Origin of the sequence: Sphingobacterium sp. G1-14 (genome assembly GCF_002196555.1) — a bacterium.
In the GTDB taxonomy this organism is placed as follows: Bacteria; Bacteroidota; Bacteroidia; order Sphingobacteriales; family Sphingobacteriaceae; genus Sphingobacterium; species Sphingobacterium siyangense.
This window is the reverse complement of sequence record NZ_CP021381.1, coordinates 1,675,396-1,690,169: the sequence shown is the minus strand read 5'-3', so window position 1 is coordinate 1,690,169 and position 14,774 is coordinate 1,675,396. Positions and strand designations below refer to the sequence as shown.

Below are 14,774 nucleotides of genomic sequence, written 5' to 3'. Positions count from 1 at the left end.
TTTTGTCACACTTTTAAATATTACAGTCATGAAAAATTTAGGCAACATAAAATATTGGGTACTTGGTTTTATAGGTATCGCTTCTTTTTCAAGTTGCGCGACTTCGATGGCCCAACGGGGTGGATATAATGGTTATAACAATTATAACAATGCTGGAGTTTCGTTCCAGATGTTCTATGATCAACTCTCCCCTTACGGACAATGGGTTAATGATCCCAATTATGGTTATGTCTGGATTCCGGACGTTGGCCCGAACTTCCAGCCTTATGCAACCAATGGTTATTGGACAATGACCGACTATGGTAATACCTGGGTATCCAACTATGACTGGGGTTGGGCTCCATTTCACTATGGTCGCTGGAACTACAATGACCGTTATGGATGGGGATGGGTTCCTGACTATGAATGGGGGCCAGCATGGGTAAATTGGCGTCAAAGTAACGACTACTACGGTTGGGCACCAATGGGCCCGGGCATGAGTATAAATGTATCTGTTAATATTCCAATGAACTTTTGGACATTTGTGGGAGTCAATCACTTTATGAATAGGGATATGGATAGATATTATGTTAATCGAAGAAATTACAATAATATCTATAACAGAACCACCATTATCAACAATACAACGATAATTAACAACAACTATTATGTTGGTGGCCCTCGAAGATCTGACATCGAACGTTCGACAGGAAGAAGCGTAACAGTTAATAGAATTGCAAATGCCGATCGACCTGGATCTGCCCGCAGTAGCAGCAATCGTAGTAATGAAATCAGTATGTACCGTCCAAATGTAGACCGTAATACAAGATCTTCTGCACGTCCTACAAATGTCGTGGATGCATCTACCCGAACACGTAATAACAATAGTGAGATTTCAGATCGTACCAATCGTGTTATCAGCAATCGAGACAACATCGATTCAAGATCAGGAAGTCGTGAGTTATATATCGATAACAGTGGAAATGCTTCTGTAAGGTCTCGTAATGATGCCAACAGCGGTGGCTCGAGTCGTAGTTCAAATAATAATACGAGAAGCAGCGACAATGGAACTGTAAATAGAAATACGAACGGTACACAACCTAATTCGAATAACTATGATTTTAGAACACGATCAGGTCGCCAATCGGATGCTTCAAACAATAACAACCCTACATCTACCAGTAGAAATAGACAAAATGGCTCCGTTGATAATAATGGTGTTGTAAACGGCAGAAGTACAGACTACAATAGAAACACAGATTATAATTCACGTTCGCGGTCAAATGCAAGCAGCTCTAATCAAACTGTGCCTCCACGAGTAGTTCAACCGACAACAACGCCACAACGAAATGGAAATTATGATGGCAGCAGAACCCGTTCGAGCCAACCGGTATCGCAACCAACTCAAAATCGGAGCTACGAAAACACAAGAAGTAGATCAAATACAGACAATTCATCGTCCGTATCGCGATCAAGGTCTTCAGAAAGCTCCGGTGAACGTAACTCTGGACGTTCTTCACAAGGATCAGAAAGATCTAGAACAAGATAATGACAGCCGAGTAAAATAATAATTCATATCTGGCGGGTAAAATGAAAAATTTTATCCGCCTTTTATATGCATGTCTTTTTATATTTATCATGAACAATCCATACATTTTCACGTTAATTAGTAAATTTACCGCTTCAAACAAAAAAACAGATCGATAAAGATGGCTTCATTTACCTCTATATTAGATAATGACTTTTACAAATTCACCATGCAGCATGCTGTGGTTAAGTTGTTTCCAAAGGCCAAGGCACGTTATCATTTTATTAACCGGGGACATCATAAATTTCCCGATGGTTTTGACGTGCTCCTGAAGGAAGCCGTCAATGAGATGGCTAATTTGAAGTTAACAAAAGCAGAAAAGGCATTTTTTGCCAGAACATGTCCTTATATAGACCCAACCTATTTTGACTTTCTTCAAGGTTATCGCTACGATCCCGAAGAGATCAAAATATTCCAGGATGGCCCCGACCTTGAAGTCATTATCGAAGGGTACTGGTACCGTACTATTCTTTGGGAGGTTCCGTTGATGTCGCTCATATGTGAACTTTTTTATGAATCCCAAGGTCTACAACGTGCCTCGGATGCAGAAGTAATCGCCACAGCCAAAGATAAAATCGAAAAATATAAAAAACTCAATATCACAATTGCTGATTTTGGCACCCGCAGACGTCATTCTTATGAAGTCCATGATATGGTCGTTCGCACACTGAAGCAATATGGCGAAAAAACATTTATAGGTACCAGCAATGTACATTTGGCAATGAAATATGAGACGAAACCAATTGGCACACACGCCCATGAATGGTTTATGTTTCACGCCGCCAAATACGGTTATAAAATGGCCAATCTACTTGGTCTTGAACATTGGTCTGATGTCTACCGAGGTGACCTCGGAATAGCACTATCGGACACCTATACTACGGAAGTTTTCTTTCAGCAATTTGACAAAAAGTTAACCAAATTATTTGATGGAGTCCGCCACGATAGCGGCGACCCGCTTGAATTTACAGATAAGGTTATTGCACACTATAATAAAAATGGAATCAATCCCCTCTCAAAGACAATCATATTCTCGGATGGCCTAGACTATGAGAAGGTCGAAAGAATCGCGAGCTACTGTGAGGGAAAAATATTGCATTCCTTTGGCGTTGGCACCAATTTCACCAATGATGTGGGACTCAAACCCATGAATATCGTCATTAAGATGACTGACGCTTTACCAGAAGATGATCAATGGACCCCGGTCATTAAGCTATCTGACGAACCAATGAAACATACAGGAGATGAGGACTCCATATATATTGCAAAAAAAGTATTAATGATTGATGATGACAATGCATAGAGATGTATACGGTGAGGCCTTAGATGATTACTTTGTACATCAAGAAGAAAAGTTCCCTTTAATACTCAATACAAGTTATGGCGACCAAGATGAAATGCCCGTTGAGATTTTCTTTCGGGAACCCGATGATTTTCCTGAACTGGAATTTATTGGACTATCCTTATGTGATGGACGTGTACTGGATGTTGGAGCAGGAGTTGGCAGCCATAGCCTGTATCTCCAAGAAAAAGGTTTTGAAGTAGATGCACTGGAACTCTCGCAAACCGCTTGCCATATTATGCAACAACGCGGGGTACAACATATTATCTGCGAAGATTTCTATAAATTCGAAGGCCAAAAATATGATACGCTATTGTTTTTAATGAACGGAATAGGTCTTGCCGGTGACGTAGATGGTTTTCGAAAACTATTACAGCATAGTAAAGAGTTACTGACTGAAAATGGCCAACTGATTTTTGACTCTTCAGACATCAGTTATTTGTACAAAGATTACAACATCAAAAAACCAGCGCATTATTTTGGGGAAATTCAATACCAGTATGAGTACAAAGGGACTCGAGGAAATCTTTTCAAATGGCTCTATTTAGACCAGGATTTATTGATCAAAATTTCGCACGAACTGGGTTGGGTTGTCCAAATTTTGTATGAAGATGAGAATGATCAATACCTCGTCCGCATGGAACTAAAAAAATAGCCTGTTGTTTATAACAGGCTATTTTTTTTATTATTTCTATGTTATTATATATATTATTTCTGTGTTCTTATATAGATATCTCCCATGGATGTTTTTAAAATAACATCCTGTCCACCACCATTCATTTTGCCTTTCACGGCGTTACCCATCGGAGTTGATTTGGCTTCCTCGGCAGGTTTTTCGAATTGAAATTCGTCCGCAGCATAGATATTCCCCATAGCAGATTTTACATCCACATTAGCGCCGAAATTCTTTGGGAAGGCAACATCTACAGCGCCCATGGCAGCGACTAAAGAAATCGGTCCTTTGACAGGTTGAACAAATTTGGCTGTAACATCTCCCTGTGAAACCTTTACATTGATCGGCCCGGTAACATTCAATAAATTCACGTCGCCTATCGTACTAGCAACTTCAACCTCAGCCCGGATATCTTTTAATTCGATAACTCCAGCATTAAACATAGCCCCACGCCCTCCTTTGATCGTCACAGGTAAATCCATTGGTATCTTGATACGAATAGAATCTTCTAAGGGCATCCCAACCATACTTATTTCAGTCACTCCACCTTCTGTTTTGATGTTCATACCAAGTCCTGAATTATCCGATAATCCCGAGCCATTGATCACACGTAGGCCTTTTGCACGGTCATTTTCTTCACTTTCCTCTACCTTGGCTGTAATCAGCACATCGTTTCCCTTATAACCTTCAATATAAACATTATCCAATTTTAGTAAAAGTTTATTCCCCAAGTTGGGCACTTTAATTTCTTTCCAGTTTTTCGGTCCCTTTTTACGGCCGAATCCGGCAGAACTGTATGTAAAATTATTAGTATTACTAACAACAACTCCTGAAACCGCTCTAGCCTTTTTAGGAGGATTAGGAGGTTTTGGCGCAGCCACACTTTCTCCAGTTTCATTTACTTGGGCCTGCAATACACTTGCAAAGATCAGTGCGACCCCAATCATCATTATCCTTATCTTTTTCATTTCGTTTTAATTTATCTTCATTATTTGTCAAATAATGCATTTTAAGCTTTTTCATAGATTAACCTACACAATCTGACTTCTACCTTAATATATCCTATTATTGATTTAATAATACCGCATATGCTTGCTCCTTCACAAATTTCAGGGTAAATGGATCTTCCACAATTTCATTTAACTTTTCTTTTGTTGTTGCTTTCATCGTCGGATCCTCCTGTTGAGCCATCATTTGCATCAGTTCCATTTGTAAAGTGGGGTCATTTTGCTCCACAAAGAAGTCCTGAACTTTCTGCTGACGTTCTTCTGGACTAAGTCCACTTAATATGGTTTCGATTGCAGCCATGCGGACATTACTACTTTGATCTGACACTGCTGTCTTTTCCAAAGCTCCCACACTATTCCGGTCTAACTTACCCCCATCTTTCATCGCCAAGACAGCACTTAAACGCGTGCTTGCGGAACTCGAATCCTGAAGCATCTGAACGTAATCCATTTTCTCTTCCATTTCACGATGAGCAGTTTCCGATACGCTTGCTTTTGCCAATTGTTTTCCTTTGCTTTCGATACCGGCGATTGCCTTAACGGGAGCTGAAGCCTCTTGGCTATCAGTATGAATTCCCATCACCTCAGCATCAACTGCTTTTGCATTGTCTTCTTTTTCCGGAACAGTAATAGGATGTACCGCAGCCACAGGCTTTTCTACTTCTATTGCTCGTTGTTGATTAAAAGCAATAAAAGTTGCTGTCCCAACTAACAGGGCTGCTGCCGCAATACTAGCCCACGTCCATAAAGGCTTAATCTTTCTTTCCTGAACAGGAGGAACTACTTGTGGTCTTATTTTATTCCATAAGTCAGCCGAAGGTTCTCTCTGATCAAATGCCTCCCGATTAGCGTTCACAAAATCTTTTAAATTATCCCGCATAATTATACCTTTCCTTCAATTCTTCGTAAATTTTCTTTTTAGCACGGTGATATTGACTACGTACAGCAACCGCTGTCATCCCCAATGTTTCCGCAACCTCATCATGGCTCATGTTTTCAAACAGGTAAAGATTAACAACCATCTTAGGTACGCCTGTCAATTGATCGATCACATGCTCTAAATCTGTCAAACGACATTCACGCCATTCTTTTTCCAGCAATTCGTCTTCGCCATCATCCTTGATTTCCAAATCATCCACCGGCGTAAAATATTGCTTATTCTTCCGTAACAGTGAGATTGCCTTATTCACCCCCATCCTTCTCAACCAGGCTTCCACACTGAGAACTAAATGCCATTTATCTGATCTTGAAAAAAAGTCAACAAAGGTTTCCTGTAAAATATCTTCACTTTCTTCCTGATTGGACAAAATCCGATAAATAGAATTAAAAATCTTTTTTGCATACCGATGATAGAGCTGTGCAAATCCAGACTCATTGCCCGTTTGGCACATCGCTAATAAATCTTTATCGCTAAGCTGATTTTGCACGTTCTAAAATTAATACTGTTAATTCTTATGTTTCTACTATGTAGTCGGGGCTCTGCTGAAAATGTTGCAATATAATTTTATTTTTTTTCTAAAATAATTCTAAAAATGCACAAAAGCCCATTAAAGGGCCTCCTTTCAACAAAAAACACTCAAGAATGAACTTGAGTGTCTGCATTAATAAAATAAACTTAATAAGGATTTTAAAACTCCAGGTATAAGATTATCGATTATTTAACTTTTAGATAGGTCTCCACAATGGTATGTTTAACTCCCAATTCAGGTAAGTTTTCCTCACCTGTCTGAACCAATGTATCTCCTTTTAAAGTAAGTTGAAAATCAAACTTATTACTTTCCCAATCGCGCATTGAACAATATTGTAATCTTTCTTGATAGTTGACACCATCAAAAGAATAGGTCCCCCCACCTGCGACAAACAGCGGTTCTTTACCTTTACCTTTTTCCTTATCGTGGTTAAAAAAGGAAAAATGGTCATCATTGAACATTTTAAACATTTCGGTTTTGCTCGTGTCCGTAAAAGCAGTTACCGTATCTTTCCCTTTGATTGTTTTGCTTTCAATAAGCTTATAGGTACCGGTCAAGGACTTGGCTTTTACGGCATCCACATCTTTCTTTTCGGTAGTATTTTTACATGAAAAAACAAGACAGGAAATCGCAATCGCAAATAGCAGTTGATTTTTTAGGTTTATCATATTTTATAAAAGGTTTAAAGAGGCCAAACTACGAAAGTTCAGCCTCAATCAAAAACAAACCATTGTAATTATTTATCCCACCAAACTCGACCAGACAACTTATCTCCGCCAGGTACTGCGGCTGAAGCTGCTCTGTAGTTTTCGCCATTGATAGCCGCTTCAGTAGAAGGATAAGGGAATCTTCTAGGAATAGTCCCCGAAGTAGCATTTCCTGGATAATTCACAGGAGTTAACGCCGGATACCCACTTCTGCGCCAGTTGCTCCAAGTTTCATAAAAATCCATCATCGTTATCGTATGTGCCCAGTATTGGGTATTGATCTGTTTTAAGGCATCAGCAGCATTATATGGATTCGCAGCCAAATAAGTCTCAGCATCTGCATCACTTATTGTCAAAGAACCATCATACTGATTCAGATAGGTAATGCTTGCCTTCACACCTTTTTTATAATGATCGCCTGCACTACCACCTACTCCCCAACGTTGGGCAGCCTCAGCCAAAAGCAACTCGGATTCACCGTAGGTCAAAATAAATGTCGCACCGGTCCGCTTGATCATATTAGGATTGGGCGAAGAATATTCTGCAAATGTCGTGTAACTTGGGTCGCTACTAATGTTATACTGTGCATTTGATCCCAAATCTTTTCCATTCGGCATCCCCTTTTGCTTGGTTGGATCTGTGATAAAACTCCCGTTCTGTGTTTTGTCCTTTTCCGATAAATATAGTTTTGTAACAGCAACCTTTTGCAACCTCGGATCATTATTGCTTTTTAGATAGTCAATAAATGTTTTAGACCATTTTACATAATAATTCTCTTGGCCACCATCGCCCAATAAAACCTGGCTATTTCTATTCTGAGTAACCCTAGATCCTGATTCATCGTGTAAAATAAATGCATTGTCGGCATTACTGTCCATTGTCTTACCCACAGCCTTCTGTACATATTCCTTCGCTTTAGATTCGTCTACTTTAACCAAACGCATCGCTGTTCGTAAGAGCAGAGAATTGCCAAATTTGCGCCATTTCGCAATATCACCTTTATAAATAACATCACCAGTGACTTTATCACCATCATCCTTTAATGCTGCAGTAGCCGTTTCAAGCTCCTTTAGCAAATCGTTATAGATGTCCTGCTGCTTATCATACTTCGGTTTATAAACTTTGGTATAAAAACCCAGTCCCGCCTCCGAATAGGGAACATCACCATACAAATCAGTTAAGCGAGCAAAAATTAAAGCTTTCCAAATACGTGCGACATTGTACAGATTTGCATATTTTGGTTTGTCTTTTGTAAACTCAACCACATCCACAATATTACGAACCTGCTCAATATAGGCCCCAACTGTACCCGTACCCCAATACGCCGCGGTATAGCTTTCATTCAGCATATATTTATCGCCGGCCCAATAACTCACTACAGTCGATAGACCCTGCATCATTGTCGACGAGTAAATTAGATTTCCACGCCATGTATCGTATGCAAAATCAAAACTTCCTGTATAAAATAATTGTGCAGAGCTCAATGTATAATTTGGATCCCAATTTTCTTTACCATAAGCAACTGGATCTGTATTTATCTTATCAAAATCTTTTGTACAGCTACTTTCCATAAATAACGTCGCTGCCATTAAACTAATAACTACCGGTTTAATATATCTTTTCATGATTGTTTGCAATTAGAATTTAACACTTAAATTAACACCGTAAGTACGTACAGCTGGTACACCTCCAAGCTCTAGGCCCGGGAAAGTTGCATTATAGCTCGACTCTGGATCTATGTTATTTGTTTTCTTCATGATCGTCCAGAGATTGCGCGCTACAGCACTTACTGTAATCGACTTAACTTTGTTATTAAATAGATTGGATGGGAAAGTATAGCCCATAACGACCTGTCTCAATTTTACAAAATCAGCGCTGTTTACAAATATCTTAGATACATTATTTGCCGTATTGGTATAATAAGTAGAAGCTGTTCTGCCCAAGCTTTCACGATCAGCCACAGTTTCCTGATGTAATCCAAAAATATAACCGTAGTAATCTGTTCCCGAGAAAAGCTTTCCTCCCCATTTTCCATCAACCAAGAAAGAAAAATTGAACCTTTTGTAGCTAAACTCATTATTCCAGCCAGCAAACCATTTATTCATTGCCGAACCGTAGGACTTTAACTCACCCCGGTCAGGAGAACCATCGGCCAATTTTACGATCTCACCATTACTATCGTATTTATAATCGAAAGCCATGATCTGAAAAGCAGGCATACCAACTTTATTCATTAAGTAACCTACACCCGAACGCGAAGTCGCTACCGTCTGCTCGTCCATTCCTTCAGCCAATGAAATCACTTTATTGTCGTTGTAAGAACCATTCAATGAGGATACCCATTTAAAATCTTCCGTTTTGACAACTGTGGCTGAAATCAATGCTTCAAATCCCTTATTTTGCATTTTACCGGCATTGAGTACGGCACCGGCATATCCGCTTGCGGAAGGCGTTGTGATAAAGGAAATCTCATCTTTCGACTTTTTGTTATACCATGTTAGATCCAAATTTACACGATTATTAAAAAGACGCAACTCCGTTCCGATTTCCAACTCTGTTGCTGTAGAAGCTTTTAAAGAAGAGTTCGGAATATTCACATTGTTAATAACCCCTAAAGGTTGTCCGTTAAGTACCTCACTTCTAAAATTATAGGTTAACAAGGTTTGATAAGGATCTGTTGCCTGTCCTACCTGAGCAAAACCTGCTCTCAACTTTCCAAAACTCAACCATGATGGTTTTAGATATTCTGAAAAGATAAATGAACCCGAGATTGCGGGATAAACAGAGTTTAATTTATTATCTACTCCAGGTGTGGCTAAGGTAGAAAACCAGTCAGAGCGTAAACTACCAGTCAAATAAGCTATATCTTTATAAGCAAATTCTAAGGTACCATAAGTAGACTGTGTCTCCGATTCACTTTCGAGATACGCTACCGACTTATTTTTTGCGTTCAAAATATTATACACACCAAATATCGCGAAGTCGGTACCTAAATTGGTCGTCTGTCTGATTTTAGTATTTCGGTAACTCGCACCAAGATTAGGTGTAAGGGTATAATCTCCGAAAGTGAATGACTTACCGACCAAAACATCGGCATTAATATCTGCAAATTTAGTTTCTTGCTCTGCAATTTTACCATTCTCATAATAGCCGGTGCCAGAAGGAACAACATTCTTATAATGATCGGTATAACCATCTCTTCCTGCCCTTCCCTGAACAAACAAACCATTACCCATGGTATACTTTGCTGTTACGGAAGCGATCGAACGATCCCGGTTCGTATTATTGATAAACTCATTTGCTGCAAACCAAGGGTTGGTTGCATACACATTCCCCGAATTATAAAGGATTTCTTTTCCATTGTCATCTTTCCATGGCTTCAAATCGTTTACATTGATGCTCGTTGGCAAAAACATGACGTTGTAATTGGCATTTCCAGCACCGTCAGAAACCATTGGACGATTTTTGACTTGCTCCAGAATCATATTATAGCGTGCATCAATCGTCAAACCTTTGAGTGGCTCAAAAAGTCCAACCAAATTGAACGACTGTCTTTTCAGTCCCGAATTTGGAACAACAGATCTGTTATTGACATCTGTCCCTGACAGACGAATAGAGCCACCATCAAATGATTTATTTAACGCTAATGTATTAGTCCATGTCGAACCAGTGCGGTAAAACCGATCTAAATTTCCCTTTTGTAATGAATAAGGTCTTGATGCGCCATCGAATTGTACGACGGGTGTTCCATCTAATTTAGCTCCCCAGCTTGAACCTCCCACTTGGGCTGCGCCTGCTTGGGTCGTTGGCTTCTCACCGTTTGCCCCCTGACCATAGACTGTTTGCCAATTCGTGTTGTCTATAATTTGCTCGGCAACAAGGTTACTATTAAAATCGATCGAATTGCCTTTTCCTGATTTTGTTGTAATAAGGATAACCCCTGCCTTGGCTCTTGAACCATATAATGCAGATGCTGCAGCACCTTTCAATACCGAAATACTTTCAATATCGTCTGGGTTGATATTGCCGATTGCATCGCCAAGATCGGGTGCATTATCCCATTGGCTCCCTGAGTTTCCTTTGGAATTGGCGTTTCCGATACCTACCGGCTTACTTTCCATAGGAATACCGTTAATTACGTATAATGGTTGATTTGTCTGATTCAAACTCGATACCCCGCGGATGGTCACATTGGACGCAGCTCCGGCACCGCCAGAAGTAGAACTGATATCCAACCCGGCCACCTTTCCTACGAGTGAATTCATCACATTATTTTCACGGGCTGTGGTTAGCGATTCACCGGCAACCTGCGTAACAGAATACCCCAATGAGCGCTTCTCTTTCTTCATACCCAATGCCGTCACAACGACCTCATTGAGCATCCGATTATCTTCCAATAAAACAATTTTCAGATCACCCTCTTTGGTTACGGCCACTTCTTGCGAAGTGTAACCTGCAAAAGAAATAATTAAGGTGTTTCCCGTTGCCGCATCGATCATAAAGCGTCCATTGATATCTGTTGCACGTCCTACCGCGGTTCCCTTAACACGTACCGTAGCACCAGCTAAGGGATTGCCTTTATCGTCAGTGACGACACCTGCGACAGCCACCTGCTGCTGTTGACTGACAACCACAAGACCTTCCTTAGAAACGGAATAAACCAATCCACTTTTATTGAAAAGCTTAGCCAACACATCCAATACCTTGGTATTATTCGCATTGACTGACACTTCTTTATTTAAATTTTCATTCGTCGAATTATAAACAAAGTAATAATCACTTTGCTCTTCGATCATTTTAAGTACCTTGCTCAGTTTTGTTTTTTGGACATCCAAGGAGACTTTTTGTTGGGAAAATACATTTGCCGAAACATTCATAACAGCACACGTAGTCATAATTAAGGCTAGTTTCATCCGGATAATGAATCTAAAATGCACAATATATCCATTGCGCATTTGCAATAAGCAATTTTTAATCATATTTTAGTGTTGGTTAAAATTAATATTAAGCAGCACGCCCCAATGTTGCTGCTTTTGGTTAATCATTTTTTCAATGAAGGATGGTGTTGGTCCACCATCCTTTTTACTTTTCTGATATAGTTATTTTTCTCCCATATACATTAAATTTAAAAGGTTCAACGCTCTGTAAAGCACTCAGTACCTGAGCAATATTCTCCCTACTAAAAGTTGCCGTAAAACGGTATTGTTTTAATTGATCATTTTGGATTTGGATATCCACATCATACCAGCGTTCTAATGTCCGGCGAAGCGATTCAAAATCTTGGTCCACGATTTCTAATCTATTTTCACGCCATGCAATATCTGGTATTTCAGCTGTATTGGATTCTATTGTAGGGATGTTCTCTATGGCAATCTCCTTAATCGGTAATTTGCTCGCGGTTGGTTTATTGGTTTTACGAGCGACTGCTATTTCAGCTTGATTCTTAAAGATCGTGATTTTTTGATTCGGCTTGATGACCACAGAATTTTCACGCTGTCCTTTGCTCGTCATTTCAATCGAACCTTCTACAAGCAGTGCTTCTGCTGTAGGTTCATCGGAATAACTCTTCACATTAAATGTTGTTCCCAGGACCTTGATATCAAAATCAGATGCTTGTACCACAAAAGGTTTTTCCTTATTCTTGGCCACCTGAAAATAACCTTCACCCGCAAGCCGCACCACACGCAATTCCTGATTGAAATCTGCCGATAACTCCAGTTTACTAGCAGAGTTTAATGTCACTGTACTTCCGTCACTTAATTCGAAGGTCTTTTTTTCACCATTTTTTGTTTGATAGACCTGGCCAATTGCGCTTATTGGTAATGTCGTATCAACTTTGCCTGGTTGAGCATAATACCAGATACCACCCGATACCAAAGCGACAAATACAGCGGCAATGGCTGCCCATTTAGGCCAGTTAAACCGATAGGACACGCGATGTTCTACTGGAGCATTCTGCAGATCTGTCTTCAATTTTTCCAATTGCTCATTCACAGGTCTACGGTTACCAACCAAGAGTTGAAATAGGCGTTTGGCTTTCAGAATCGTCTCCGCTTGTTCTGGATGATTCAGGCTATATTGTTGCCAGTATAGAATACAGTTTTTATCTTCTCCCGAACAATACTTCTGAAAAGTATCATCAATCAAAAAATCTTCTAACTGTTTATAATCTTTTTGGCTCATTCTTTTGGGTATTTACTCTATAGTGCCCTAAAGCATGGCTTTTTCCTAAGGAAAATTTAAATTATTTTTCAATCAACTGAAAATCAATCAATTATTTTAAATAAAAAATATCAACACACCTACTTTTGCAAACATCGTACGAGCATGTTATTATTGAAGGCTTAAAATAAAAAGCCAGACACAAAACTTAGATATCTTTTAATTCCTCCCTCAGAATCTTTAAAGCATCATAAAGTGTATTGTAGGCAGTTTTCACGGACATCTGCGTAGTTTCAGCTATTTTTTCATAGGAATAGCCCTCAAAAAACTTCAGATTCACCAGCTGTTTCTGACGAAAAGACAACTTCTCCAGCGCCTCCTTCAAACGGATCTGTATAATTTCATTCGTCTGTACTTTGATGACAAACTCCTCATAGGGCATCTCCACCCAATCATCTTCAGCTTTCACATTTTGAAGGGCTGTATTGATTTTATGTTGTTTCTCCAGTAGACGCAGAATACGTCTTTTTAAAAAAGTAATGAGATAGGACTGTACATTTTCTACCCGATCTAGCTGTTCTCTTTTCTCCCAAATTTTAACAAATACCTGATCGGTTGCTTCACTTGCCAAGTCACTGTCGCCACAAGTGCGTATTCCAAAATTGACAAGCTCTTGATAGAGCGCCGCGTATAGATCAAAGAAAGCCGTCTCGTCTCCTGTACGAATACGTTCCCACAATAAGCGGTACCCCATTTTATTTCTCATAATAAAGCATATAATCCGAAAAAAGCCAATAATAAGTCCTCAGTTCCAAAAGTATAAACTTAATCGGTAAAAGGAGAAAGAAACGAAAAATTACATTGAAGCGAAGAACAAAGTAAATCGTTTGAATTGAATATTGTAATTTAGTTCCTTCATTAAGGATATAAAAAGTAAAAACACAACAGCAGTATACAGCCGTTGACTAGATTTAAACTCACATGAAAACTATTTTTGCCATTGTAGGTAGCGCCAGTGCACATTCATCCAATCATCATATTGTAAGTCACCTCCAACAGGAGATTAGTGCCAATATCCATTTCACGCTATTTGACCGTCTTAAAGAACTGCCTCATTTTGATCCTGAAGAAAGCCAGACCCATCCACCAATCGAAATTATTGCACTTCGTCAGGTAATCAACGATGCCGATTTGGTATTGATCAGTAGCCCTGAATATATTTTCAGTGTACCCAGTGGATTAAAAAATCTACTTGAATGGTGCGCCGCAACCACGGTTTTCACCGATAAACCCGTTAGTATCATTACCGCTGCTGCGCAAGGCGAAACAGCGCATATCGAACTACAACGTATCCTGCAGGGACTGGGCGCTCAAATTGATGAAAAACGAAATCTGCTGATACAAGGAGTCAAAGGGAAACTGGATGCCACTGGGGCAATTTGGGACGAACAGCTCAATTTAGAACTAGAAAAGCTGGCAACACAACTTAAAGAAGATTAATACACACTAGGTTCAGCTCCATTTTCATCCAAACCATAAAAATTAGCGCAATCCATAATTTGAAGATTATTATCTTTACGACATGCAAGAACAAATTAATAATCCATTACACGGAAAAAGGCTCGACACGATCATTGAATATTTAGTGGAGTATTATGGTTGGGAAGAGTTGGGACAACGCATATCCATCCGTTGCTTCAATGAGAATCCGAGCGTCAAATCCTCCCTAACTTTCTTAAGGAAAACACCTTGGGCTAGAGAGAAGGTCGAACAGCTCTATGTAAAAACCTTGTTGAAGAAATAAGTTTTTTTCATATTTCATAACGAATAATCTGATTATTAAGCAT

Annotated in this window: 13 protein-coding genes; 5 read left to right on the top strand and 8 right to left on the bottom strand. The window is 39.5% G+C overall.

Annotation, left to right across the window (positions count from 1 at the left end; genetic code table 11):
* The first annotated feature begins 28 nt into the window (after positions 1–28).
* The 3 genes from CBM24_RS07025 (at position 29) to CBM24_RS07015 (ending at position 3,564) form a co-directional block, all read left to right on the top strand.
* Positions 29–1,528, top strand: coding sequence for a DUF6600 domain-containing protein (locus CBM24_RS07025; RefSeq protein ID WP_088160661.1), 1,500 nt, complete (start codon positions 29–31; stop codon positions 1,526–1,528).
* 160 nt (positions 1,529–1,688) lie between these two features.
* A complete protein-coding gene (pncB, locus tag CBM24_RS07020) occupies positions 1,689–2,870 on the top strand; it encodes a nicotinate phosphoribosyltransferase (protein WP_088160660.1) in 1,182 nt (393 codons plus the stop codon).
* Positions 2,863–3,564: a class I SAM-dependent methyltransferase gene (locus CBM24_RS07015; RefSeq protein ID WP_088163483.1), complete on the top strand. Its 702-nt coding sequence runs from the start codon at positions 2,863–2,865 to the stop codon at positions 3,562–3,564. Before pncB ends, CBM24_RS07015 begins: the two co-directional genes overlap by 8 nt.
* A 53-nt stretch (positions 3,565–3,617) precedes the next feature.
* Here CBM24_RS07015 and CBM24_RS07010 read toward each other — a convergent pair whose 3' ends face one another.
* The 8 genes from CBM24_RS07010 to CBM24_RS06975 form a co-directional block, all read right to left on the bottom strand.
* A complete protein-coding gene (locus CBM24_RS07010; protein ID WP_088160659.1) occupies positions 3,618–4,550 on the bottom strand; it encodes a DUF4097 family beta strand repeat-containing protein in 933 nt (310 codons plus the stop codon).
* A 97-nt stretch (positions 4,551–4,647) separates the two neighbouring features.
* Positions 4,648–5,469 carry a hypothetical protein gene (locus CBM24_RS07005; protein WP_088160658.1) on the bottom strand — a complete coding sequence of 274 codons (822 nt, stop codon included), beginning with the start codon at positions 5,467–5,469 and terminating at the stop codon, positions 4,648–4,650.
* Positions 5,459–6,016, bottom strand: coding sequence for an RNA polymerase sigma factor (locus CBM24_RS07000; protein WP_075991654.1), 558 nt, complete (start codon positions 6,014–6,016; stop codon positions 5,459–5,461). Before CBM24_RS07000 ends, CBM24_RS07005 begins: the two co-directional genes overlap by 11 nt.
* A 227-nt stretch (positions 6,017–6,243) precedes the next feature.
* Positions 6,244–6,726 (bottom strand): hypothetical protein, encoded by a 483-nt coding sequence (locus CBM24_RS06995; RefSeq protein WP_075991653.1) that lies wholly within the window; start codon positions 6,724–6,726, stop codon positions 6,244–6,246.
* A gap of 68 nt (positions 6,727–6,794) precedes the next feature.
* The gene (locus CBM24_RS06990; RefSeq protein ID WP_088160656.1) at positions 6,795–8,390 is read right to left on the bottom strand and encodes a SusD/RagB family nutrient-binding outer membrane lipoprotein; all 1,596 of its coding nucleotides are present in this window, start codon (positions 8,388–8,390) and stop codon (positions 6,795–6,797) included.
* Between the two features lie 12 nt (positions 8,391–8,402).
* Positions 8,403–11,744 carry a SusC/RagA family TonB-linked outer membrane protein gene (locus CBM24_RS06985; protein ID WP_232475711.1) on the bottom strand — a complete coding sequence of 1,114 codons (3,342 nt, stop codon included), beginning with the start codon at positions 11,742–11,744 and terminating at the stop codon, positions 8,403–8,405.
* 103 nt (positions 11,745–11,847) lie between these two features.
* Complete coding sequence (locus tag CBM24_RS06980; RefSeq protein ID WP_075991651.1) at positions 11,848–12,948, bottom strand: FecR family protein; 1,101 nt, start codon at positions 12,946–12,948, stop codon at positions 11,848–11,850.
* A gap of 187 nt (positions 12,949–13,135) precedes the next feature.
* Positions 13,136–13,693, bottom strand: a complete 558-nt coding sequence (locus CBM24_RS06975; protein WP_075991650.1) for an RNA polymerase sigma factor — start codon at positions 13,691–13,693, stop codon at positions 13,136–13,138.
* Between the two features lie 215 nt (positions 13,694–13,908).
* Here CBM24_RS06975 and CBM24_RS06970 point away from each other — a divergent pair, with 215 nt between their 5' ends.
* A complete protein-coding gene (locus tag CBM24_RS06970; RefSeq protein WP_075991649.1) occupies positions 13,909–14,427 on the top strand; it encodes an NADPH-dependent FMN reductase in 519 nt (172 codons plus the stop codon).
* Between the two features lie 82 nt (positions 14,428–14,509).
* A complete protein-coding gene (locus CBM24_RS06965) occupies positions 14,510–14,731 on the top strand; it encodes a VF530 family DNA-binding protein (RefSeq protein ID WP_046674232.1) in 222 nt (73 codons plus the stop codon).
* The last annotated feature ends 43 nt before the right edge of the window (positions 14,732–14,774 follow it).